The organism is Pseudomonas sp. BO3-4 (assembly GCF_034044115.1).
In the GTDB taxonomy this organism is placed as follows: Bacteria; Pseudomonadota; Gammaproteobacteria; order Pseudomonadales; family Pseudomonadaceae; genus Aquipseudomonas; species Aquipseudomonas alloputida.
On record NZ_CP139018.1, the window covers coordinates 5,324,724 to 5,348,228 of the forward strand.

25 protein-coding genes are annotated in these 23,505 nt (G+C 62.1%); 12 read left to right on the forward strand and 13 right to left on the reverse strand.

Annotated elements, in window-relative coordinates; translation table 11 throughout:
• Positions 1-153: 153 nt before the first annotated feature.
• From REH59_RS24495 to REH59_RS24505, 3 genes are all read right to left on the reverse strand, one after another.
• Positions 154-1,059, reverse strand: a complete 906-nt coding sequence (locus REH59_RS24495; RefSeq protein WP_003251664.1) for an alpha/beta fold hydrolase — start codon at positions 1,057-1,059, stop codon at positions 154-156.
• A gap of 176 nt (positions 1,060-1,235) precedes the next feature.
• Complete coding sequence (locus REH59_RS24500) at positions 1,236-1,922, reverse strand: LrgB family protein (protein ID WP_003251661.1); 687 nt, start codon at positions 1,920-1,922, stop codon at positions 1,236-1,238.
• On the reverse strand, positions 1,912-2,298 hold the full coding sequence (locus REH59_RS24505; RefSeq protein ID WP_014859898.1) for a CidA/LrgA family protein: 387 nt from the start codon (positions 2,296-2,298) through the stop codon (positions 1,912-1,914). The genes REH59_RS24500 and REH59_RS24505 overlap by 11 nt, the downstream gene beginning before the upstream one ends.
• Positions 2,299-2,395: 97 nt before the next feature.
• Here REH59_RS24505 and REH59_RS24510 point away from each other — a divergent pair, with 97 nt between their 5' ends.
• Entirely contained in the window at positions 2,396-3,277 is an 882-nt protein-coding gene (locus REH59_RS24510; protein WP_003251658.1) for a LysR family transcriptional regulator, read from the forward strand.
• 21 nt (positions 3,278-3,298) lie between these two features.
• On the opposite strand, the gene REH59_RS24515 is transcribed toward REH59_RS24510, so the two are convergent.
• Complete coding sequence (locus REH59_RS24515; RefSeq protein WP_003251656.1) at positions 3,299-3,754, reverse strand: flavodoxin; 456 nt, start codon at positions 3,752-3,754, stop codon at positions 3,299-3,301.
• 115 nt (positions 3,755-3,869) lie between these two features.
• Here REH59_RS24515 and REH59_RS24520 point away from each other — a divergent pair, with 115 nt between their 5' ends.
• Both REH59_RS24520 and REH59_RS24525 read left to right on the forward strand, forming a co-directional pair.
• Positions 3,870-4,298 carry a PAS sensor domain-containing protein gene (locus REH59_RS24520; RefSeq protein ID WP_003251655.1) on the forward strand — a complete coding sequence of 143 codons (429 nt, stop codon included), beginning with the start codon at positions 3,870-3,872 and terminating at the stop codon, positions 4,296-4,298.
• 59 nt (positions 4,299-4,357) lie between these two features.
• On the forward strand, positions 4,358-4,975 hold the full coding sequence (locus REH59_RS24525; RefSeq protein WP_012053698.1) for a hypothetical protein: 618 nt from the start codon (positions 4,358-4,360) through the stop codon (positions 4,973-4,975).
• Here REH59_RS24525 and REH59_RS24530 read toward each other — a convergent pair.
• Positions 4,960-5,895: a MerR family transcriptional regulator gene (locus tag REH59_RS24530; RefSeq protein WP_012053699.1), complete on the reverse strand. Its 936-nt coding sequence runs from the start codon at positions 5,893-5,895 to the stop codon at positions 4,960-4,962. The two genes, REH59_RS24525 and REH59_RS24530, sit on opposite strands and share 16 nt — an antisense overlap.
• Before the next feature lie 220 nt (positions 5,896-6,115).
• Here REH59_RS24530 and REH59_RS24535 point away from each other — a divergent pair, with 220 nt between their 5' ends.
• Genes REH59_RS24535 through REH59_RS24550 form a run of 4 tightly spaced genes read left to right on the forward strand, consistent with a single transcriptional unit; the run spans position 6,116 to position 8,088 of the window.
• Positions 6,116-6,676 carry an antibiotic biosynthesis monooxygenase gene (locus REH59_RS24535; protein ID WP_014859896.1) on the forward strand — a complete coding sequence of 187 codons (561 nt, stop codon included), beginning with the start codon at positions 6,116-6,118 and terminating at the stop codon, positions 6,674-6,676.
• Between the two features lie 33 nt (positions 6,677-6,709).
• Complete coding sequence (gene folM, locus REH59_RS24540; protein WP_128573625.1) at positions 6,710-7,447, forward strand: dihydromonapterin reductase; 738 nt, start codon at positions 6,710-6,712, stop codon at positions 7,445-7,447.
• A gap of 9 nt (positions 7,448-7,456) precedes the next feature.
• Positions 7,457-7,750 carry a DUF1244 domain-containing protein gene (locus REH59_RS24545; RefSeq protein WP_003251648.1) on the forward strand — a complete coding sequence of 98 codons (294 nt, stop codon included), beginning with the start codon at positions 7,457-7,459 and terminating at the stop codon, positions 7,748-7,750.
• Positions 7,747-8,088: a HopJ type III effector protein gene (locus REH59_RS24550; RefSeq protein ID WP_003251646.1), complete on the forward strand. Its 342-nt coding sequence runs from the start codon at positions 7,747-7,749 to the stop codon at positions 8,086-8,088. The genes REH59_RS24545 and REH59_RS24550 overlap by 4 nt, the downstream gene beginning before the upstream one ends.
• A gap of 44 nt (positions 8,089-8,132) precedes the next feature.
• Here REH59_RS24550 and REH59_RS24555 read toward each other — a convergent pair whose 3' ends face one another.
• Together REH59_RS24555 and fabV are read right to left on the reverse strand one after the other, a co-directional pair.
• On the reverse strand, positions 8,133-9,041 hold the full coding sequence (locus REH59_RS24555) for an alpha/beta fold hydrolase (protein ID WP_014859894.1): 909 nt from the start codon (positions 9,039-9,041) through the stop codon (positions 8,133-8,135).
• Between the two features lie 143 nt (positions 9,042-9,184).
• Complete coding sequence (gene fabV / locus REH59_RS24560) at positions 9,185-10,396, reverse strand: enoyl-ACP reductase FabV (protein ID WP_003251642.1); 1,212 nt, start codon at positions 10,394-10,396, stop codon at positions 9,185-9,187.
• 301 nt (positions 10,397-10,697) lie between these two features.
• Here fabV and REH59_RS24565 point away from each other — a divergent pair, with 301 nt between their 5' ends.
• Positions 10,698-11,876, forward strand: coding sequence for an acetyl-CoA C-acetyltransferase (locus REH59_RS24565; protein WP_003251640.1), 1,179 nt, complete (start codon positions 10,698-10,700; stop codon positions 11,874-11,876).
• 287 nt (positions 11,877-12,163) lie between these two features.
• On the opposite strand, the gene REH59_RS24570 is transcribed toward REH59_RS24565, so the two are convergent.
• Positions 12,164-12,988 carry a 5-methyltetrahydropteroyltriglutamate--homocysteine methyltransferase gene (locus REH59_RS24570; protein ID WP_012053703.1) on the reverse strand — a complete coding sequence of 275 codons (825 nt, stop codon included), beginning with the start codon at positions 12,986-12,988 and terminating at the stop codon, positions 12,164-12,166.
• Positions 12,989-13,217: 229 nt separating this feature from the next.
• Between REH59_RS24570 and REH59_RS24575 the strand changes: the two genes are divergently transcribed.
• Positions 13,218-14,705, forward strand: coding sequence for a methylenetetrahydrofolate reductase C-terminal domain-containing protein (locus REH59_RS24575; RefSeq protein WP_265536552.1), 1,488 nt, complete (start codon positions 13,218-13,220; stop codon positions 14,703-14,705).
• Here REH59_RS24575 and yjiA read toward each other — a convergent pair.
• The 3 genes from yjiA to REH59_RS24590 form a co-directional block, all read right to left on the reverse strand.
• On the reverse strand, positions 14,665-15,642 hold the full coding sequence (gene yjiA / locus REH59_RS24580; RefSeq protein ID WP_012053705.1) for a GTPase: 978 nt from the start codon (positions 15,640-15,642) through the stop codon (positions 14,665-14,667). The genes REH59_RS24575 and yjiA overlap by 41 nt on opposite strands.
• Positions 15,643-15,719: 77 nt before the next feature.
• Positions 15,720-15,917, reverse strand: coding sequence for a YbdD/YjiX family protein (locus tag REH59_RS24585; protein WP_003251633.1), 198 nt, complete (start codon positions 15,915-15,917; stop codon positions 15,720-15,722).
• A gap of 17 nt (positions 15,918-15,934) precedes the next feature.
• Complete coding sequence (locus REH59_RS24590; RefSeq protein WP_004577217.1) at positions 15,935-18,001, reverse strand: carbon starvation CstA family protein; 2,067 nt, start codon at positions 17,999-18,001, stop codon at positions 15,935-15,937.
• A 177-nt stretch (positions 18,002-18,178) separates the two neighbouring features.
• On the opposite strand from REH59_RS24590, the gene REH59_RS24595 reads away from it, so the two are divergent.
• On the forward strand, positions 18,179-18,541 hold the full coding sequence (locus REH59_RS24595) for a PilZ domain-containing protein (RefSeq protein ID WP_003251630.1): 363 nt from the start codon (positions 18,179-18,181) through the stop codon (positions 18,539-18,541).
• Positions 18,542-18,804: 263 nt separating this feature from the next.
• A complete protein-coding gene (locus tag REH59_RS24600) occupies positions 18,805-20,322 on the forward strand; it encodes a nucleobase:cation symporter-2 family protein (protein WP_012053706.1) in 1,518 nt (505 codons plus the stop codon).
• A 35-nt stretch (positions 20,323-20,357) separates the two neighbouring features.
• Here REH59_RS24600 and radA read toward each other — a convergent pair whose 3' ends face one another.
• Entirely contained in the window at positions 20,358-21,728 is a 1,371-nt protein-coding gene (gene radA, locus REH59_RS24605; RefSeq protein ID WP_003251626.1) for a DNA repair protein RadA, read from the reverse strand.
• A 176-nt stretch (positions 21,729-21,904) separates the two neighbouring features.
• Between radA and mscL the strand changes: the two genes are divergently transcribed.
• Positions 21,905-22,324, forward strand: a complete 420-nt coding sequence (mscL, locus tag REH59_RS24610) for a large-conductance mechanosensitive channel protein MscL (protein ID WP_014592354.1) — start codon at positions 21,905-21,907, stop codon at positions 22,322-22,324.
• Between the two features lie 275 nt (positions 22,325-22,599).
• Here mscL and REH59_RS24615 read toward each other — a convergent pair whose 3' ends face one another.
• Positions 22,600-23,376, reverse strand: coding sequence for a ferredoxin--NADP reductase (locus REH59_RS24615; protein ID WP_003251619.1), 777 nt, complete (start codon positions 23,374-23,376; stop codon positions 22,600-22,602).
• Between the last annotated feature and the right edge of the window lie 129 nt (positions 23,377-23,505).

Sequence of the window (23,505 nt, forward strand, 5' to 3'; positions counted from 1 at the left end):
CTGACGTCTCGATTGGCCGCTGCGGCTTGCAGCGGCCTTTTTTTTGAAATCTGAAAATGCATCCTGGCTGTCAGGTGACCGTCGATACTTTCAGCGCTGATGAGATCGGGCGCCGCGCGGACGGCGCCCGATCTCATCAGCGCTGAAGCCTCGTCATGACCACGCCACTTTCGGCGGGTAGAAGCTCAGCGGCTGCTCACGAAAGGCCAGGTAGTGGCGCAGCACCTGCACCGGCGCCTCAGTATGCGGGTAATGGCCAATGCCCAGTAACTGCACAGTGTCCGGCTCCGGCACCAGTTGCCGGTAGCGCTCAAGCATGTGCGCGCCGGAAAGCGGGTCGACCACGCCATTGATCAAGCGCAGCGGCACGCCTTTACGTTGCATCGCCCCGACCCAGCGTTCGCGGTGCAACCTGCGCTCCGGCATGTAGCCCACCAGCTTGTGCAGGATGCGCGTGCCCCGGTTGGCAGCGATCAGGCTCCAGAAATCATCCAGCGCGCTTTCACTGGGATGGGTGCAGGGGCCGTAGACCTGAATCACGTTACGCACCAGGTCGTCACGCCCGAACGAGCGCCCGACCAGCCAGCCAAACCGGCTGAGCAGCAGCTTCTGGATCAGTAGCATGCGGCAGCTTTCGGGGAACAGCCCGCTGTTGAGGAACACGCAACTGGCAATGTCGGCACGCTGCTCATGGTGTCGCGCCAGCAGTTCCTGAGCCACGCTGCCGCCGTAGTCGTGGGCCAACAGGTGCACGGGCTGCGCGACCTGCAGATGGGCAAGCAATGCCTGCTGCAGGTCTGCTTGCTCCATCAGGCTGTAAGTGTGATCGACGGGCTTGTCCGAATCACCAAAGCCAAGCATGTCGCAAGCGATCACCCGGAAACGTTGGCTCAGAGGGCCCCACAGGTAGTGCCAGTCCCAACTGGCGGTGGGGAAACCGTGTAACAGAAGCAGAGGCTCTCCTTGCCCTGCGGTCCAGTAGCGGATGCTCTGGCCCCGGAACATGAAACGCTGTGACCGGGTACGCCAGACGCACAATGGAATCTCGGCCATAGGCATCAGATGGGTCCCGGTGTAGTGGTGTTGGCGGAATAGGGCAAGGCTGCGTTCATTGCATGTCACCTCGGCACTTACATGTGCTCTCTATGTCGAGGCAAAGTCTAGCCAGCAGCCCATTGACTGGAACTTGCGTTGCCAGCCAGCTTGATGACTGAGCGAGTCAGTGGCACGAACGGTCAGAGCAGCAAGGCCAACAACGGCGCCGCGAATAGGTTGAGCAGCCCGGTCAGGACCATCACCAGGCCGGCCACCGAGCCTTCCTCACGGCCCACTTCCTGCGCCCGGCTGACCCCGGCACCATGCGCGCCAACACCGAACAGCGCCCCCCGTGCCAACGGCGTGCGCAGCGGCAACCAACGCAACAGCACACCACCGAACATGGCACCGAGCACGCCGGTGAACATCACGAACACCGCTGTCAGTTCTGGCACCCCACCCAAGTCATGGGCCAGCGGCATGGCAAAGGGCGTGGTGATCGAGCGCGGCACCAGCGACAGGCTGGTTGCGCTGTCCAGCGCCAACAGGTGCGCCAGCCCCCAGGAGCTGGCGATCGAGGCACTGCTGCCGGCTACCATGCCCACCATCAGGGCCGGCCAATGGCGCGCCAGCATGGCCCGCTGCTGCCAGATCGGCACTGCGAAGGCTACGGTCACCGGGCCGAGCACGCCCATCAACCAGTGGGTGTTGCGCGCATACTCGGCATAGGCCGTATGCAGCGGCACGGCCACAGCCAGCAGCAACACCGGTACCAGGATCAACGGCGACAGCAGGTAGCGCTTGCTACGCCGGTACAACCAACGGCTACCCAGGTAAGCCAGCAAGGTCAAGGCCAACCAGAACAGCGGCATGGGTTCAAGGCTCACGGCGCAGCCTCCAGCGGCACACCATCTCAACGGTCATGGCGGTCACTATCATCACCATCAGCGTGCTCACGGCGATCACCAGCAAGATGCGCCAGCCCTCTTCACGGATCAGTGACCCATAGTCGAGCAGGCTCATCAGCGCCGGGATGAAGAACAACAGCATCTCAGCCATCAGCCAGCCAGCCCCCAATTGCAGCATGGCCGGTTTGAGCACACCCGAAGCGAACAGTATCAACAGCAGTGCCAGGCCCATCACACCGCCGGGGATCGGCCAGCCCAGCCAACTGGCAATCTGGCCACCGAGCAGGAACAGGGTACAGAGAACCGCCAGCTCGACGAGCAGGCGCAGGGCTTTTTTCAATGATGCAGGTTTCATGGCGGGGTTCCTCGACAGGCCCTCATTTTAAGATTTGGCTGCCTAGGCCAGAAGCGAATTGTTAGACTGCCTGCCATTCCAGAATGGAATCGAAGCAATGGAATTCAAACAGCTGCGCAGCTTTATCGAAGTGGTCCACCGCGGCGGTTTTACCCAGGCGGCACAGACCCTGCACATCAGCCAGTCGGCCGTGAGCAAGCAGGTGGCCCAGCTTGAGCAAGATGTGGGCCAGCCGCTGCTGGAGCGCCAGGCGTCGCACCTGCACCTGACCGCTGCCGGGCGCATCGTGCTGGAGCGTGGCGAAGCCCTGCTGCGCCAGCGCCAGGCGCTGCTCAACGAGCTGGACGACCTCAGCCAGATGGAGCGTGGCGAACTACGCCTGGGCTTGCCGATGCTTGGCAGCGACACGTTGTTCGCCGGCTTGTTCGCCGAGTACCGGCGGCGCCATCCGAACATCGCCATCCAGCTGCTTGAAGGCGGCAGCCGCAACGTCGAACAGGCCGTCAGAAGTGGCGAACTGGAACTGGGCGGCTGCTTGACGCCCACCGACGAGGCATTCGACTACCAGCCCTTCTGCAACGAACCGCTGGATGCCTTGCTGCCGGCTGGCCATGCCCTGGCGGGCCTGGACGCCGTGGGCCTGAGGCAACTGGCCGATACACCGTTCCTGCTGTACCAGCGCAGTTTCGTGCTCAACGACCGGCTGCTGAAGGCGTGCCAGCAGCAGGGCTTCACCCCCAAGGAAGGCGGGCGCAGCGGCCAGGCGGATTTTTTGGCGGCGCTGGTGGCAGCGGGCCAAGGCGTGGTGATGCTGCCCCGGGTGGTGGCAAAAGCGCTGGAGCGCCCCGGGGTGGTGCGTGTGCCGTTGAATGCGCAGGAGGATTTGCGTTGGGATATCGCGTTTATCTGGCGACGCGGCGCCTACCTGTCACGGGCGGCGCAGGCGTGGTTGGCCTTGTTGCGCGAGCCCCATGGCTAACACGCCTGCGCAGATGCCAGGTCAGGCGTTCAGTGCGCTCGCCAACTCAGCCAGCCAAGGCTCGGCATCCGCCTCCGGGGTCACGGTCTCGCTCGCATCCAGGCGCAGCATTGGCTGCACCTCGCGCACGCCCAGCTCGGCGAACAGCTCACGCATCTGCTCGCCACCCCCGCAATAGGTATCGCCATAACTGGAGTCGCCCAGCGCGATCACCGCACCAGGCAGACCGCGCCAGGCCGCGGGCAGTGTGTCACGAAGTGTGCTGTACAGCGGCATGAGGTTGTCCGGCAACTCACCCATACCGGTGGTCGAGGTCACGGCCAACAAGGCGTCGGGGGCAAAACCCTGAAGATCCTGAAGGGTGGCACGCGCAGCATGCCAGGCCTCGAAACCCGCCGCCTTGAGGAGCGATTCAGCGTGACGGGCGACTTCTTCGGCGGTGCCATAGACCGAGCCGGAAATAATGGCGACTTTCATCGGGTAGAGGATTCCGAAACTGAGTGAAAACGTAGGATACTAGCATTCAACGCTGGCAAAAGGCCGCCGTTACCAAAGTCGCCATCTTCTGTTTTCCTTCACCTATGGCCCGGACATGATCAACGCGCAATTGCTGCAATCGATGGTCGATGCGTCCAATGACGGCATCGTGGTTGCCGAAAAGGAAGGCGACGACACTATCCTGATCTACGTGAACGCCGCTTTCGAATGCCTCACTGGCTACAGCCGTGACGAGATTCTCTATCAGGATTGCCGGTTCCTGCAGGCTGACGACCGTGACCAACTTGGCCGCGCACGCATCCGCAAGGCCATGGCCGAAGGCCGCCCCTGCCGCGAAGTGCTGCGCAACTATCGCAAGGATGGCAGCGCCTTCTGGAACGAGCTGTCGATCACGCCGGTAAAGAGCGACTTCGACCAGCGCACCTACTTCATCGGCATCCAGAAGGACGTCAGCCGCCAGGTCGAACTGGAACGGGAGCTGGCGGAACTGCGCGCTCGTCCGAAACCCGACGAACGCGCCTGAACCAAGTCCGCCACGCACGGTCAATTCCGTTGAAGAAATCGCCACCACCGAGTTCGATCATGCAAGCAGACGCCCTCCTGACCCAGGACGAGCTGGATTTCATACAGAACATGCAGCATTCGCCACAACTGAACCTGGCTGACACCATGTCGAGCCTGCTGGTCAATGGCGACCGCCGCATTCAAAGCTTGCTTACGCGGTTGGTGGCTAACGAGCAGGTGACCTTGCAGGCCCAGTTCAACAACCAGCAGATCAGTTTCCCGCTGCAGCTGGTAGAGGACGAGTTCCACGCCCTGCACCTGCAGCTGGGTTCACCGGAAATCTACGAAGACGGCCCCATGCTGCGCCCATGGCGCTTGTCGCTGGACCAGCCGAGCGCACTGCTCGATGCCCATGACAAGGCAAGCGGCCTGTGGGTGCGCGAGATTTCCTTCAAAGGCGTGCTGCTGGAAGTCCGTGATTTGCCAACAGCACCCGCCCGCTTCGAGCTGCGCTTCGCCCCAGGCGGCATCACCCCGATCGAACTGCATGGTGTGTTGGGCCGGCGCATCGGCACGGACCTGGCTGCCTACGAACTCGGCCAAAGCCCAGCCGAAGAAATCGAACGGCTGCGCGACTATATCCTCCAGGCCCACCGCCACGCCCATCCCGAGCTGCACACTCAAGTATCGAGCTGACGGGCCAGAAACTGCCGCAAACGCTGGCGCATCACACTGCCCTGCGCGCCCAGGCAGGCTACAGGGCTGCCAGCCAGGCTGTCCTGTACCGCTTCTGCCGCCTCACCGGCCAGTAACAACGGGCATTCCAGCATCGACGCCAGGCGCTTGAGGTGCCGGGTGAGTTCTACTGTGGGCGACGGATGGGAAAACAGCACCAAGGCGTCCGGCTTCAGCCGTTCGCAGACCAGCGCAAGCTCTTGCAGCGGCTGCCCGTTCGCCAGCGGGATCACGCGTGTTTCATCGCTACCCAGGATCAGACTGGTTACCAGTAACTCAAGCTCATGGCACTGCCCCGGCAATGGCGCCACCAGCACGGTGCGGCTACTCGGCACACGGGCCAGCTGCAAGCGGGCGAAAACCCGACCGCGCAGGAACTGATCATAGAACAGCCATTCGCTGGCCTGCCCGTAGCCGCCTTGCCGGACTACCATGTCATGCCACACCGGCATGAACACATTGGCGAAAACCTGGTCCAGGGTGCTGGCCGCGAACACCTCGTCATAAAGGCGATCCAGGCCCGCCACGTCGAAGTGCTGTACCGCCAGGCGAATCTGGTTTTGCCAGCGCAAGCAGGGGTCCACTGCGCCGTCAGCCTGCCCGGAGAGGGCATGGCCGCGAGCGAGAATGCTGCCCACCTTGCTGACCGCCACACCGCGCTCCAGCCAGCCGAGGATACGGCGGATTTCATCGATATCAGCCTGGGAATACAGGCGGTGACCACTGTCGGTACGGATGGGCTGGATCAGCCCATAACGGCGTTCCCAGGCGCGAAGGGTCACGGCGTTGACACCGGTCAAGCGTGACACTTCACGAATCGGAAACAGCTCCTGCTGTTCGAAACTCGCATCGATCAGCGGTTTACGTCCCTGTTCGTTCATCTGCACGAAGTACCCTCAGTGCGAAAAAACTGAGCACATAGCTTACTACGACTGCGTCGGTCTGTTGATGCCAACGTTCGCCAGCTGATAGTTGCCGAAGATCGCAACTGCGCGATAATGCGTGCCCGATTCTTGCATGCATGACTGCGTCGCCCACCACCCCGGGCCACACAGCCAAAGGGGCCAGCTACCCGCCAGCCCCGTTGCCAGGAGATACACAATGTCTACCCCACCCGTCACCCTCATGGTGTCGCGTCGCGCCGCCCATGGCCGCTACCAGGACCTGCTGGCCTGGCTGCACGAAGGCGAACAGCTGGCCACCGACTTCCCTGGCTACCTCGGCTCGGGCATCCTTGCCCCGCCCCGGGATGGCGACGAATTTCAGATCATCTTCCGCTTCAGCGACGAGCCGACCCTGCATGCCTGGGAGCACTCCGCCTCTCGCCGCGCATGGTTACAACGCGGCAACGGTCTGTTCGAGCGCCCCAAAGAGGCGCGCGTTAGCGGTATCGACGACTGGTTCGGCACCAACACGGTGCAGAAACCGCCACGCTGGAAGCAGGCCGTGGCCATCTGGCTGGCGTTTTTCCCAGTTTCGCTGGCCTTCAACCTGCTGTTCGGCCACTGGTTGACAGCACTCGACCTCGTGCCCCGGGTACTGCTCAGCACCCTGGCCCTGACGCCGGTGATGGTGTACCTGTTCATCCCGCTGTCCACCCGCCTGCTGGCCAGTTGGCTTCAGGCCTCCCCGCCCACTGCTGGCGCCTTGCGCAGCCGCTGAGGCCAGGCCATACAACAGGCAAACAGTTCGGGTATGCTGGGTGGCAACCAAAGGACAGACAAGTTGACCACCCCGAACATGAACAGCCCCATTCTCGTTACCGGAGCCAGCCAGCGTGTCGGGCTGGCCCTGGCCCTCGAACTGGCACAGGCCGGCCATACGGTGGTCAGTGCCAGCCGCAGCATCCTGCCCCAGGCAGCACACCCCAACATCGTGCAGTTTCAGGCCGACCTGTGCCAGGCGGGCGACCGCCAGGCGCTGATCGATCACCTGCACGATCGTTACGACGGACTGCGCGCCATCATCCACAACGCCTCGCTATGGCTCGACGACGGCCTCGACAACCTCGAGACCATGTTCCGCCTGCACGTCGAAGCGCCCTACCACCTCAACCTGGCCCTGGGCGACCTGCTGGCCAAGGTGGAAAAGGCCGACATCATTCACATCTGCGACGAAACCTCTTCGCGCGGCAGTAAAAGCCACATCGGCTACGCCGCCACCAAGGCCGCACTGCAGAACATGGTGCTGTCATTCGCCGAAAAATATGCGCCCAAGGTGCGTGTGAACGGTATCCTGCCCGGGCTGCTGATCCTCAAGGAAGGGGGTGACGAAGCCTACCGCCAGCAAACCCTGAAAAAGGCCCTGCTGGAATTCGAACCCGGCGCCGGCCCGCTGATCGAGACCGTCAAGTACCTGCTCGCCAGCCAGTACAGCACCGGCAGCCAGGTGGTCATCAACGGTGGCCGCCACCTGAAGAACCGCATGACTTGAGAGAAGACCATGACCCCACAACAACAGCTCGAGCTCGAGGCCGCCGCGTTCCGGCGCCTGGTCGAACACCTGCAAAAGCGCACCGATGTACAGAACATCGACCTGATGAACCTGTCCGGTTTCTGCCGCAACTGCCTGTCCAAGTGGTACAAGGCCGCCGCTGACGAGCGTCAGCTGGACCTGAGCCTGGATGATGCCCGCGAAGCGGTGTACGGCATGCCCTACGCCGAGTGGAAAGCCCAATACCAGAAAGAAGCCAGCGCCGAACAACAAGCGGCGTTCGAAAAAGGAAAAACCTCGTGACTGATCTGAATACCCTGCGCGCAAGCCTGGCCAGCGGCCAACATGTATTTGCCGATACCTTGGCGTTCATTGCCGACAACTACAGCTACCAGCCGCAGGCCTTCAACAACGGCGGCGTGGAGAATGCGGCAGGGCAGAACGAAGGTTCGTGCAAAACCCTGGGCCTGGCCTTGCTTGAAGGGCTGAGCGACCAGGAAGCGCTGCTGGCCTTCGGCGAGCACTACCGTGATGTGGTGGCCACGCCTGAGGGTAGCGACCATGGCAACATCCGTGCGCTGATCAAACACGGTCTGGCGGGTGTGAAGTTTGCTGCGCAGCCGCTTGCGCGCAAGGCTTGATATTGCCGGGGCCGCTTTGCGGCCCCACGATCCAGCGCCCACCATCAATCGATAATGGTGCCAGGCCCCCCACCTTCCAGCCTCCCCTGCCGCAACCACTGCAAGGCCACCGGCCACAGGTTTTCGCGAAACCGGTCATGGAAGAACGCGAAATGGCCAATTTCCCCGACCGAGATATCCACAGGTGCAATACGCAGGTGCTGGCGCTCGGCAGTTTGCAGATAACCCAACAAACGCTCGGTTGCCGCTACGGTCCCGAAAGGGTCGTCCGTCAGACTGATGGCCAGCGTCGTCGCACGCACCTGGGCGAACGGTAGCGCCGCCAACGCCCGCCCGCTGGGGCGGTGCTCATAACGTGGGGTACGCGTGGTCCAGTCGTGCACCACGCCGGATGGCGTGTCTTCCAGCCAACCCAGGCGCTTGCCGGGAAAGTAGCCGAATACCCGGGTCAACAGCGGCATGACCACATGCCACTTGCCGAACAGCTGCCAGCGCTGGTTGGCCGCGTAGTCGCGCCAGTAGGCGAACTGCGCGCCAACCATCACGACCCGACGGATCTGGCCAGCCGACGGTGCCAGGCCTACTGCACAACCGCCGAAACTGTGCCCCACCACGTCCACCGGCTGACCTGGGAAATGCGCTGCCGCATGCGCCAGCATGGCTTCAAAATCCAGCCGGCCCCAGTCGCTCCAGGAGGCCTGGAAACCACGCAGCGACGCCGGCCGGGATTCGCCGATGCCACGGTAGTCGTAGGTCAGCACATCGCAGCCGTGGGCGAACAGGTAGTCGGCAAAGCGGGCGTAATAGCGGCAGCGTACCGACGTGGCAGCGTTGATGATCACCAGCGGGCGCTGGGGGTCAGGTTGGGCGTGGCGCCAGCAGAAGCCGCCGAGGCTGTATCCGTCGGCCGCGGGGTGGCGAAATGGGGTAGCGGGTTGGATGAGGCTACTCATGGCGCATTTCCTGTTGTTGTGCGCCAAAACTAGCAAAGATTTTGTAGCTTGAACTGGCCTCTTCGCGGGTGAACCCGCTCCTACAGGGGGAGAACCTGTGGGAGCGGGCTTACCCGCGAAGAGGCCGGTACAGGCTTACCCGATTACAGCTCGACGCAGTCGAACTTCACATCGGTGGCCACGTCTTCGTCGTAGTTGACGTCAGCGCGCTCGAAGCCGAACAGGTTGAGGAACTGCTTCTTGTAACCGGCGTAGTCAGTCAGCTCGAACAGGTTCTCGGTGGTCACCTGTGGCCACAGGGCCTTGCAGGCGTTTTGCACGTCGTCACGCAGTTCCCAGTCGTCCAGGCGCAGGCGCCCCTTCTCGTCGACCTCTGCCGGCGCACCGTCGGTACGGTACATACGGTCGCGGTACATGCGGTCGAGCTGGTCCTGGGTGCCTTCGTGAACACCTTTCTCCTGCATGATCTTGAAGACCATCGACAGGTACAGTGGCATCACCGGGATGGCCGAGCTGGCCTGGGTAACCACCGACTTGAGCACCGCCACATTGGCGCCGCCTTTCACTTCACCGGCCAGCTTCTGGTTCAGACGCAGGGCAGTTTCGTCCAGGTCCTGCTTGGCCTGGCCCAGTGCACCGTGCCAGTAGATTGGCCAGGTGATATCGCTGCCGATATAGCTGAAGGCCACGGTGCGAGCGCCTTCGGCCAGTACATTGGCGCCAGCCAGCGCATCGATCCACAGCTGCCAGTCCTGGCCACCCATGACGGTGACGGTATCGGCAATTTCCTGCTCGGTGGCCGGCTCGATGCTGGCCTCGATGATGGTGTCCTTGTTGGTGTCGATGGCGGTCGACTTGTATGGCTGGCCGATCGGCTTGAGTGCCGAGCGAATGACTTCACCGGTCTGCGGCAGCTTGCGCACGGGCGAAGCCAGCGAGTAGATGACCAGGTCGACCTTGCCACCCATTTCGTTCTTGATCAGCTCGATGACCTTGGCGCGGGCTTCGTCAGAGAAGGCGTCACCGTTGATCGACTTGCTGTACAGGCCCTCGGCCTTGGCGAACTTGTCGAAGGCGGCAGCGTTGTACCAGCCAGCAGTGCCGGCCTTGGTCTCGGTGCCTGGTTTTTCGAAGAACACGCCCAAGGTGTCGGCCTTGAAGCCGAAGGCCGCCGTGATGCGGGCAGCCAGGCCGTAGCCGCTGGAAGCACCGATGACCAGGACCTTCTTCGGGCCATCCTCGCGTACGCCCAGCTTGCGGGTGGCTTCGATCTGGTCACGGACGTTGAGCTCGCAGCCCTTCGGGTGAGTCGTGGTGCAGATGAAACCGCGAACCTTAGGATGAATGATGGCCAATGTCTGTACCTCGTCAGGTTTATGCCAGGAAAGCGCCGCTTGGGGCGATTCCGATTGATCAGAGGGTGAGACTACCCCCGCAGGTTATCCGACACATATTACGGGGTGATCAGAGGGATGCAAAACCAGAGTTCTTCTGTGCAGGAAGGACATGGCTGCTTGAAATCCAGATTGGCGGGTTAGAACGCCTGGCACCCATTGATTTGCTTTTCACATCAATCCGAAAGAAAAACAAACTTAACAAATAAGCCAAACCCGCCGATGCTGGCGGCACTACGCCCATTGCACGGAGAACAACAACATGAACGACGTGGTGATCGTCGCCGCAACCCGCACCGCCATCGGCAGCTTCCAGGGCGCCTTGGCCACTGTGCCTGCGGTCGACCTCGGCGCCGCCGTGATCAAGCAACTGCTGAAACAAACCGAGCTGGACCCGGCGCAGGTCGACGAAGTCATCCTCGGCCAAGTGCTCACTGCCGGTGCCGGTCAGAACCCGGCACGCCAGGCAGCGATCAAGGCTGGCCTGCCCTTCAGCGTACCGGCCCTGACCTTGAACAAGGTCTGCGGCTCGGGCCTCAAGGCCCTGCACCTGGCCGCCCAGGCGATCCGCTGCGGCGATGCCGAGGTGGTGATTGCCGGTGGCCAGGAGAACATGAGCCTAGCCCCCTACGTGATGCCCTCGGCCCGCACCGGCCAACGCATGGGCCATGGCCAACTGATCGACAGCATGATCACGGACGGCCTGTGGGATGCCTTCAATGACTACCACATGGGCATCACTGCCGAAAACCTGGTGGACAAGTACGGCCTCAGCCGTGAGCAGCAGGATGCCTTTGCTGCCGAATCGCAGCGCAAGGCAGTGGCAGCGATCGAGGCCGGCCGTTTCGACGCTGAAATCACCCCCATCGTGCTGCCGCAGAAAAAGGGCGAGCCCAAGGTTTTTGCCCGTGACGAGCAACCACGCCCGGACACCACCGCCGAGTCCCTGGCCAAACTGCGCCCGGCCTTCAAGAAGGACGGCAGCGTCACCGCAGGCAATGCCTCCAGCCTGAACGACGGCGCCGCCGCCGTGCTTTTGATGAGCGCAGCGAAGGCCAAGGCGTTGGGCCTGCCGGTGCTGGCGAAGATCGCCGCCTATGCCAGTGCCGGGGTAGACCCCGCGATCATGGGTATTGGTCCGGTTTCGGCGACCCAGCGTTGCCTGGACAAGGCCGGTTGGCAACTGGCCGAACTGGACCTGATCGAAGCCAACGAGGCCTTTGCCGCCCAGGCGCTGGCCGTGGGCAATGCGCTGGCATGGGATGCCGCGCGGGTTAACGTCAATGGAGGGGCGATTGCCCTGGGCCACCCGATTGGTGCTTCCGGGTGCAGGGTGCTGGTGACCCTGCTGCACGAGATGATCAAACGGGATGCCAAAAAAGGCCTGGCGACCTTGTGCATTGGTGGTGGGCAAGGGGTGGCGCTGGCCATCGAACGCTGATTGATTCAAGCAGGCCCGGCCTCTTCGCGGGTAAACCCGCGCCTACACTGATCGGTGACGGACACACATCGGTGATCGGGCGCACGCCGTCGTAGGAGCGGGTTTACCCGCGAAAGGGCCGGGCCTGCTGGCCAATTTCCACCAGCCGTTCACCGTTGCAGCTGCCACCGTATCGCGGGTAAACCCGCTCCTACCACTGATCGGTGGCGGACACACATCGGTGATCGGGCGCAGGCCGTTGTAGGAGCGGGTTTACCCGCGAAGAGGCCCGTACAGGCAGCAAATGATCAAGCCGCGACTCGGTCCTGCTCCAGCGAAGCGGCCAGCACCGCCACTTCCTGGCACTTCTGCACGGCCAGGTCCACTGGGCTTTCCAGCAACGAACAGGCCGGCGCCAACCACAGCCGCTCACCCAGGCGTTCATGGGCCTCGTGCAGCAGCCCCAGGGTCTTGCCCAGATCGCAAGGCGAGGCGTTGCGACCGTCGACCAGGCCCAGCGACAGTACCTTGTAGGCCGGCAGGCGGTCGAGAATGGTCTGGTACTGCTCGGGCGCCTGAACCAGATCGACGTGCAGGCCATCGACCGGCAGGTTGGCGGCCAGGCCGAGGTTGCCTTCCAGGCCACCGAAGTACGTGGCGATCAGCTTCTTCAACGGTGCGCGTTGAAGGATGTTGTAGACACGTTCATAGGCATTTTTCCAATCCTGGGGCAGGTCCTGGGCGAGGATGGGTTCATCGATCTGCACCCATTCAACGCCATGGTCGGCCAGGCGGTTGAGAAGCTGGTCATACACGGGCAGCAGGCGGTCAAGCAGCTCCAGCTTGTCGACGTCACCGCCCACGGTCTGGCCCTGCCACAGATAGGTCAAGGGGCCGATCACCACCGGCTTGACTGCAAGGCCCAGGGCCTTGGCGTGTTCCACTTCTTCGAACAATGGTTCCCAGTTCAGAACGAACGGCTGGTCACCAGTGCTCAGCACGTGGCTGTCCCAGGCGAAGTCGCCGACCGGCACCAGCTCGATGCCGGCGTCTTTCTGCACCTGCCAGTGGCGGGCACGCAGCTCGCGGTCACGGCCGATGTGTGGAAAGCCCAGGTTATGCGCCAGTGCCATGTCTTGTCCCTTCAGCATGCTTGAATGAATAAGGGGGATTCTCCGGCTGACGGGGTATTGAGACAAACTCATTAAATTTGAGATGAACCCAAGAAATCTTCATGATCATGCTGTCATGATCTTCGCGCCCCCATGTCTCATTCAGATCACCATCCTGCGCATCCGGACATGACCCGGCTCGCCTTCTGCCGCACAATGCCACCCTGACCACACCAGGTGCCCGGCCAACATGAGCCTGCTGAAAACCGCCCTGCGCGAACAGAACTTCGTCTGTGTCATGGAGTTCGTCCCCAAGCCTTCCGCAGAACGCTTTGCCGCCATGGAAGCGATCATGGCCCGTGCGCACCTGTGCGGCTGGCCGATGACCGTGGCCATCGGTGATCGTGTCGGCAGCCCGCTGGACATGTCACCGCTGGACGCCCTCGCCTCGTTCAGCAACCCGGTGCCTGCCCTGCCGCATTTTTCAGGCAAGGATCGCGAACGCCACCACCTGCTCGCCCAACTGCAGCGCATGGACGCCGCCGGCCTCGACCAGCTGTTACTGCTGACTGGCGACCGCCTGCCCGGCCATGAACCTGGCCAGCGCCCGGTGCGTTATCTGGAATCGGTCGCCGCCCTGCAGGTTGCTCGCCAGGCCTGCCCGCACTGGCTGCTGGGCGCGGCGCTGAACCCGTTCAAGTACCACGAGGAAGAAGGCGGCGCCCAGTACTTCAAGGCCGAGAAAAAGCTGGCAGCGGGGGCTGACTTTCTCACCTTGCAACTGGGCTTCGATGCCGCCAAGCATCAGGAAGCCATACACTGGATGCGCCGCCAGGCCTCACCCAAGCCCATGCTGGCCTGCCTCATGAGCCTCACCCACGGGCGCGCGGCGATGCTCGACCACGTGGCCGGCGTGACTGTCACGCCCTCCATGCGCGACATGCTGGAAGCGGAAACGGCGCAGTCCAAGGCCTTTGCCCAGGCGCGCAGTGTTGACCGCCTGGCCTTGCAGATCATCGGTACAAAGCTGATGGGGTACGCCGGTGTGCACCTGTCAGGGGTTCACACACTCGAACAGTTGCTGGCCCTTGAGACCCGTATCGAGCACTGGCAATCCCTGGTTCAGTCCCTGGAGCAATGGGCACCGGCCTGGCACGCCAGCTGGCAGATGCCTGGCCTGCCGGCGGTGACCTTCCATCCGCCACAGGCTGGCTGGCGCCTGGACGAGTCACGGGTCGATGCCTCATTCAAGGAAAAAGCCCGCTATCACCTGATGCATGGCATGCATTCACTGCTGTTCAGCCGGCGCAACGGCCTGAGCAAGGCCTTCGGCTGGGCAGTGCGCCAGCCTCTGTGGGCAACACGCGCTGGCGCACACGTGCTACACACGCTGGAGCGCAGTGTGAAGCGCCCCCTGGTGGGTTGCGACACCTGCGGCCGTTGCCGCCTGGAAGACACCTTGTATATCTGCCCGGAAACTTGCCCTAAAGGCCTGGCCAATGGCCCTTGCGGCGGAACCGCCCTGAACCGCTGCGAGTTCGGCGACCGCGAGTGCATCCACAGCGTCAAGTACCGCACCGCCAAAGCCGTGCGGCAAACCGCTGTGCTGACCGAGCGCCTGATCCCGTGCATCGAGGTCGAAACCCGCCACCGCAGCTCATGGCCGCAGTGGTTCGCAGGGCAGGCGCCGCAGCGGCTCAGCCCGCAGCCATTGCCTCGAAGCCAGCCCGAATCGTAGCCTCGGGCAGTTCATCGGCAATGAACACCATCACGCTCTCGCGCGCTTCGCCTGCGGCCCACTCGGCGTCCCAGTCGAAGCCATACAGCTTGAGCACGCCCTGAAACACCAGCTTGCGTTCCTCGCCGGCAATGTTCAGCACGCCCTTGTAGCGCAGCAGCTGTTTGCCGTGGGTTTCCAGCAGCTCGTTCATGAAGCTGCTGAGGCGGTCGATATCCAGCGGGGTTTCGGTACGCAGCACCATCGTGGAGATACGGTCCGGGGTGGCAGGCTTGAGCACGGGTTGCAACATCGGTTTCAGGTTCACCCCAAGGTCGGGGTTGAGGTTGAAACCGCGCACATCCAGTAGTTCAGCCAGGTCGATGCAGCCGTGTTCGACCACACGGATCGCAGCCCTGCTATTGATGCGGGCCAGGCGTTCGCGCAGGGCTTCAACCGCAGTTGGCTCGACCAGGTCGGTCTTGCTCAGCAGCAGACGATCGGCAAAGCCGACCTGGGCCTGAGCGATGGTCTGGGTCAGGTGCAGTTCGGCATGCGCGGCATCGACAAGGGTGATGATGCCGTCGAGGATGTAGCGCTCACGCAGCTCCTCGTCGATGAAGAACGTTTGCGCGACCGGCGCCGGGTCGGCCAGGCCGGTGCATTCGATCACCAGGCGATCGAAGGCGATTTCCCCTGCATCCAGGCGTTCAAGCAGCAGGTAAAGCGCGCGAGTCAGGTCGCCATGGATGCTGCAGCATACACAACCGTTGGCCAAGGTCATGACTTGCACCGGCTGGTCACCCAGCAGTTGGCTGTCGATGCCGGCCTCGCTGAATTCGTTTTCGATCACGGCGAGCTTCAGGCCATGCTCGGCCTTGAGCATGTGCCTGAGCAAGGTGGTCTTGCCGGCACCGAGGAAGCCCGTGAGGACGGTTACGGGAATGGGCGTCTGCACGCAAAATACTCCTGAATCTGAAAATGACTGTGGGAGCCGGTTACCCAGGCTCCCACAGGTTTACACGTACCGCAGGCTCAACAGCACTTGGGCCCGGACTTGCCACCGTAGCGTGCTTCCTGGCGTTCGCGGAAGAACGCCTCGTAGCTCATCACCGGCTTGTCCGGATGCGTTTTCTGCATGTGTTCGACATAGTTGTCGTAGTCGGGCATGCCGACCATCAGGCGGGCTGCCTGCCCCAGGTATTTGCCCAGTCGACCCAAGTCGTTGAACATGATTGCAGTCCTCTCGATTACGCGTCAGGCAACGCCTGGAACGGGGTTTCCTTGTCGCTGCGTTCTTTGCGGCCCAAGGCGGCGTAGCCGACCTTGATGGCGAAGAACAGGATGCTGAAGACCACCAGCAGGAACAAGATCGTCAGGCCCGCGTTGGTGTAGGCGTTGAAGATCACGTGCTGCATTTGCCCGATGTCCTTGGCCGGGGCCAGTACCTGGCCGGCGTCCAGCGCAGTGCTGTACTTCTTGGCCAGGGCCAGGAAGCCGACAGCCGGGTTGGGGTCGAACAGCTTGATCAGGCCTGCAGCCGTGGTGCAGATCAGCAGCCATACGGCCGGCAGCAGGGTGACCCAGATGTAGCGCTGACGCTTCATCTTGATCAGCACCACAGTACCGAGCATCAAGGCGATACCGGCCAGCATCTGGTTGGAGATACCAAACAGCGGCCACAGGGTGTTGATGCCACCCAGCGGGTCGATGACGCCCTGGTACAGCAGATAGCCCCAGAGTGCCACGCAGCCAGCAGTGGCAAGCAGGTTGGCCCCCCACGATTCAGTGCGTTTGAGTGCAGGCACGAAGCTGCCCAGCAGGTCCTGCAACATGAAGCGCCCGGCACGGGTACCAGCGTCTACCGCCGTGAGGATGAACAGCGCCTCGAACAAGATTGCGAAGTGGTACCAGAAGGCCATGGTGTTTTCACCTGGCAACACCTGGTGCAGGATCTGCGCGATACCGACCGCCAGGGTTGGCGCACCGCCGGCACGGGCCAGAATGGTGTGCTCGCCGATGTCACGGGCAACGGCTTCGAGCTGCTCAGGTGTAATCAGGAAGCCCCAACTGCTGACGGTCTGCGCCACCGACGCGACATCGGTACCGACCACTGCAGCCGGGCTGTTCATGGCGAAGTACACGCCCGGTTCGATCACCGAGGCCGCAACCATGGCCATGATGGCGACGAACGATTCCATCAGCATGCCGCCGTAGCCGATATAGCGGGCGTTGGTTTCGTTATCCAGCAGCTTGGGGGTGGTCCCCGAGGAAATCAGCGCGTGGAAGCCGGACACCGCACCACAGGCAATGGTGATGAACAGGAACGGGAACAGGGTACCCTTCCACACCGGGCCCGTACCGTCGGTGAACTGGGTCAGCGCCGGCATTTTCAGCTCGGGAGCGATGATCAGGATACCGATGGCCAGGCCAAGGATCGTGCCGATCTTGAGGAAGGTCGACAGGTAGTCACGCGGCGCCAGCACCAGCCACACTGGCAGCACGGCGGCGACAAAACCGTAGCCCACCAGCATCCAGGTGATCTGCACGCCGGTGAACGTGAACGCCGGGCCCCACACCGGGTCCGCAGCGATCACGCCCCCCAGCCAGATCGAGGCCAGCAGCAGTACCACGCCAACCACCGAGATTTCGCCAATACGGCCCGGACGGATGTAGCGCATGTAGATGCCCATGAACATCGCGATCGGGATGGTCGCCATCACCGTGAACATGCCCCAAGGGCTTTCGGCCAGGGCCTTGACCACGATCAGTGCCAGCACCGCGAGGATGATGATCATGATCAGGAAGCAGCCAAACAGGGCGATGGTGCCCGGGATTCTGCCCATTTCCTCGCGCACCATGTCGCCCAGCGAGCGCCCATTGCGGCGGGTAGACAGGAACAGGACCATGAAGTCCTGCACCGCGCCGGCCAGCACCACGCCGGCAATCAGCCACAGCGTGCCGGGCAGGTAACCCATTTGCGCGGCGAGCACCGGACCCACCAGTGGGCCAGCGCCGGCGATGGCGGCGAAGTGGTGACCGAAAAGAATGTGTTTGTTGGTCGGGACGTAGTCCAGGCCATCATTGTTGAGCACCGCCGGGGTGGCACGGCGCGGGTCGAGTTGCATCACCTTGGTGGCGATGAACAGGCTGTAGTAACGATAGGCGACCAGGTAGATGGCCACTGCCGCGACCACGATCCACAAGGCGTTGATCGCCTCGCCGCGACGCAGGGCAACCACACCCAGTGCGCAGGCACCTATGACTGCCAGCGCCAGCCACGGAATATGGCGTAGCAGGCTATTATTGTTGTTCATGGTTAGCTTCCAGCTGGTGGATTGGAAAGACCGCCCACCGAGTCTAGGGCCAGTCAAGCGGCATTGCCACACTTGCTTTGTTCTAGAGCCTCTGCGGCCTGATTGCAGTACCTGATGCACATGCAACTCTAACTATAGTCAGGATGACACCTGATGACCTATTCGAGGATCCAAGCCATGAGCGATCATGACGAACGCCGCCGCTTTCAACGCATCGACTTCGATGCCCCCATCGAGCTGCGCCAGGGGCTGAAACGCTGGCCTGCAAAACTGCTGGACCTTTCACTCAAAGGCTTGCTGATCGAACGCCCCGCAGGCTGGGATGCCGACCTGACTCAGGACTTCGACGCCATCATCGAGCTGAACGAGGATGCCCGTGTGCAGATGCAGGTCGAACTGCGCCACGAAGAACCGGACCGCCTGGGCTTCATCTGCCTGTACATCGACCTCGACTCGATGAGCCATTTGCACCGTCTTGTGGAATTGAACGTGGCTGACAGCACCGAAATGATGCGTGAGCTGCGCGAACTCATCGAATAATAAAATCTCTTAGCTAGCTAATAGCCTTCCCGCCTGGTGTTTCTTGTCTACCCAGACAGCTTTAAGCCTGGGTAGCGATGCTTTGTACACACCCTTCTAATACAGCTTCTGCCAAGTTGGTACGCCTTCTGCATTGGGTTTTAACACACCTTGCAGCCAGATCTGTTCGCGCTCCGATCAAAATATTGTATACAATTCTTGTGGCAATCATTTGTAGGAAGTGTCTACAGTAGCGGCACAACAATAAACAGAGAGCCTGCTCCATGACTACGTCCCCTAGCACGTCTCCCGCCAAGCGACCCGAGGATGAAAACCTCGGCCTTGGTGCCAATCTGGCCTATGGTCTGCAGCATGTGCTGACCATGTATGGTGGGATCGTCGCAGTACCCCTGATCCTGGGGCAGGCCGCGGGCCTGAATGGTGCCGAAATCGGCATGCTGATCGCCGCCTCGCTGTTCGCCGGTGGCCTTGCCACCCTCCTGCAGACCCTTGGCCTGCCGTTCTTCGGTTGCCAGTTGCCACTCGTGCAAGGCGTGTCGTTCGCCGGTGTGGCGACCATGGGTGCGATCCTGAGCAGCGAGGGGGGCGGTGGCCTGCCTGGGGTGCTCGGCGCGGTCATGGCTGCGTCGCTGATCGGCTTTCTGATCACACCGGTGTTCTCGCGCATCACCAAGTTCTTCCCGCCGCTGGTGACCGGTATCGTGATCACCACCATCGGCCTGACCCTGATGCCGGTTGCCGCACGCTGGGTAATGGGTGGCAACAGCGCCTCGCCGGAGTTCGGCAGCGTGGCCAACATCGGCTTGGCCGGGCTGACCTTCGCCATCGTGCTGCTGCTGAGCAAGCTTGGCAGCGCAACCATCTCACGCCTGTCGATCCTGCTGGCCATGGTGGTCGGCACGCTGATCGCCTGGGCATTGGGCATGACCGATTTCAGCAAGGTCAGCGAAGGCCCGATGTTCGCCTTCCCCACGCCTTTCCACTTTGGCATGCCGGAGTTCCACATCGCCGCGATCCTGTCGATGTGTATCGTGATCATGGTCACCCTGGTGGAAACGTCGGCCGATATCCTCGCCGTGGGTGAGATCATCGACACCAAGGTGGACTCCAAGCGCCTGGGCAACGGCCTGCGCGCCGACATGGCATCGAGCATCCTGGCGCCGATTTTCGGTTCTTTCACCCAGAGCGCGTTCGCCCAGAACGTTGGCCTGGTGGCCGTGACCGGGGTCAAGAGCCGCTACGTGGTGGCTACCGGCGGCGTGATTCTGGTGGTACTCGGCCTGCTGCCAGTCATGGGCCGGGTGATTGCCGCCGTGCCTACCCCGGTACTGGGCGGCGCCGGTATCGTGCTGTTCGGCACCGTGGCGGCCAGCGGTATCCGCACCCTGTCCAAGGTCAGCTACAAGAACAACGTCAACCTGATCATCGTCGCGGCCTCGCTGGGCTTCGGCATGATCCCGATTGCCGCGCCGACCTTCTACCACCACTTCCCGAACTGGTTCGAGACCATCTTCCACTCCGGCATCAGCTCGGCGGCGATCATGGCCATCCTGCTGAACCTGATCTTCAACCACTTCACCACCGGCAACTCGGAAAACCAGTCAGTGTTCGCTGCAGCCTACGAGCGGACCATCCAGTATTCGGACATTTCCGCGCTGCGTGATGGGGACTACTTCAAAGATGGCAAGCTGTTCGATGCCGAAGGTAACGAAGTGCCGATGCTGGAACTGGACGAGCATGGCAATGAAACGGTCAGGCGCACGGCCGTTGCCGAACACTGACTGATTGCAGGAGCGAGCTTGCTCGCTCCTGCACACTATTCGAACAATGCATCCAGCGCCTGCTCCAGGCGGGTAACGGCAATCACCTGCAACCCCGCAGGCGCTTCTTTCGGCGCATTGCCCTTGGGTACGATGGCACGCTTGAAGCCGTGCTTGGCCGCTTCCTTCAAGCGCTCCTGACCACTGGGCACCGGCCGTACCTCGCCCGACAAGCCGATCTCGCCAAACACCAGCAAACCGTGGGCCAGTGGCCGGTTACGCAAGCTGGACATCACCGCCGCCAGCAGCGCCAGGTCCGAAGCCGTTTCCAGCACCTTCACCCCGCCGACCACGTTGAGAAACACATCCTGGTCATGGGTCGGGATACCGCCATGGCGGTGGAGCACCGCCAACAACATGGCCAGGCGGTTCTGGTCCAGGCCCAAGGTTACCCGCCGCGGGTTGGCCAGATGGCTATCGTCGACCAGCGCCTGCACCTCGACCAGCATTGGCCGGGTACCCTCCCAGGTTGCCATCACCACACTACCCGGCACCTCTTCCTGAGTACGGTTGAGGAAGATCGCCGACGGGTTGGATACCTCCTTGAGGCCACGATCGGTCATGCCGAACACGCCCAGCTCGTTGACCGCGCCAAAGCGGTTCTTGACCGCCCGCAGCAAGCGCAGCCGGCCATCGGACTCACCTTCGAAATACAGCACCGTGTCGACCATGTGCTCCAGCACCCTTGGGCCAGCCAGCGAGCCTTCCTTGGTCACGTGGCCGACCAGAAAGATTGCCGTACCGCTTTGCTTGGCATAGCGCACCAGCAACGCTGTGCTTTCGCGCACCTGGGCCACGCCGCCCGGGGCCGACTGCAACTGCTCGGTGAAAATGGTCTGGATCGAGTCGATCACCATTACCCGCGGCTTCTCGACCCGCGCCGTGGCAATGATCGTCTCGATGCAGGTTTCGGTCATCACCTTGAGCTGGTCCTGAGGTAGGCCCAGCCGCCGCGAGCGCATGGCCACCTGCTGCTGCGACTCCTCCCCCGTGACATACAGTGCCGGCATGCCCACGGCGATGTTGCACAAGGTCTGTAGCAAAATGGTCGACTTGCCGATGCCGGGGTCACCGCCAATCAGCACCACCGAGCCATCCACCAGGCCACCACCCAGCACGCGGTCCAGTTCGGTGCTGCTGGTCGTGAAACGCGGGATTTCCTCGACACTGACTTCGGCCAGGGTCTTGATCTGCGCCTGCTGTCCTGTCCAGCCAGCGCGGCCGCTACTGGGTGCAGCAGCGCCGCCGCTTTCGATCATGGTTTCGACCAGGGTGTTCCAGGCCCCACATTCGCCGCACTGGCCGGCCCATTTGGGGAAGGTCGCGCCGCATTCGGTGCAGCCATACAAGCGCTTGGCCTTGGCCATGGGTGGGGTCTCCTGGAAAAATTCGCCATGATAACTGAGCAGGACGTGTCTCGAACGCCTCGAGATGCGACAAAACTATTCGTTCTAACTGCAGTCAGTAGCCCTGAACACAACGCATGAAGCGTTTAAGTGGCTTACACTGCGTTTACCTCACCTTTTGTTACAAGGAACCAAACATGGGCGTGCTCAACGAGTTCAAGGCTTTCGCAGTCAAAGGCAATGTCGTCGACATGGCGGTTGGTATCATCATCGGCGCGGCCTTCGGCAAGATCGTCTCGTCCTTCGTCGGCGACGTGATCATGCCGCCACTGGGCCTGCTGATCGGTGGCGTGGACTTCAGCGACTTGGCCATTACTTTGAAGGCTGCCGAAGGTGACGTGCCAGCGGTGATGCTGGCGTATGGCAAGTTCATCCAGACCGTGATCGACTTCCTGATCGTGGCCTTTGCCATCTTCATGGGCGTGAAGGCGATCAACAAGCTCAAGCGTGAAGAAGCCGTGGCGCCGACTACGCCGCCTGTGCCTTCGGCTGAAGAGACGCTGCTGACCGAAATCCGCGATTTGCTCAAGACGCAGAACCAGAACCGCTTGCCCTGAAATTGCCGGGGGCGCTGTAGGAGCGGGCATGCTCGCGAAGAAACCAATGCGGTGGATGGCACCGGCTTCGCCGGTGTTCGCGGGTAAACCCGCTCCTACACGGCGGCCTGTGTCCAACCTCCGATGTGTGTCCACCACCAATCTGCGTAGGAGCGGGTTTACCCGCGAATACGGTGGCGGCAGCAACGGTGAACGGCGGGTGGAGATTGGCCACCAGGCCCGGCCCTTTCGCGGGTAAACCCGCGCCTACAGGCCCCGCAACGGCCGCAATGGACTTACCAGTAGTTCTCGACTGCCACCTGCCCCGGCCGCTTGCTCAGGCTCAATTGCAGATCGCGCGCCTTGAGGACCTTGCGGGTTTCGTCGATCATTTCCGGGTTGCCGCACAGCATCACCCGCGAATGCTCCGGCGAGAGTTCAAGCCCTGCCGCCCTCTCCAGCTCGCCATTCTCGATCAACGTCGTAATCCGCTGATTCAACGCCCCAGGGTGTTGTTCACGGGTCACCACGGGAATGAACTGCAACTTGCCCGCGTACTCGGCCAGATAATCGCGCTGTTCCAGCCCGGCAATTTCATCCACATAGGCCAGCTCCTTCGCTTCGCGCACTGAATACACCAGCTTGATGCTGTCAAAGCGCTCCCAGGCCTCGAAGTCCTGCAGGATCGACATGAATGGCGCAATGCCGGTACCGGTAGCCAGCAGCCACAGGTCACGACCACCGACGAAGCGATCGAGGGTGAGAAAACCGAACGCCTGGCGGTCGATCAGCAACGTATCGCCTGCCCCCAAACGGCTCAGCTCACTGGTGAACTCACCACCTGGCACCACGATGGAAAAGAAATCCAGATGCTCGTCATGGGGGGCGCTGACCATGGAATAGGCGCGCCACACCACACTACCATCGGCCTTGGTCACACCTAGCCGGGCGAATTGGCCGGAACGGAAGCGGAACCCCGCATCGCGCGTAACCCGCAGGCTGAAGAGGTTCGGCGTCAGTGGCTGAACGTCAAGCAGTGTCTGGCGAGTGAACTTTTCGGCGCTAGCGGTCATATCGGGCTCCAGGGTTGGCGTGTGCACAGTGTCGCCTAAAGTGGCCAGGATAAAAACCACCGCTTTGTAGGGCCTCATCCAGGGTGAACGTGCCGAACTCGCAGAAAATCCTGTTCGCTATAACAAAAA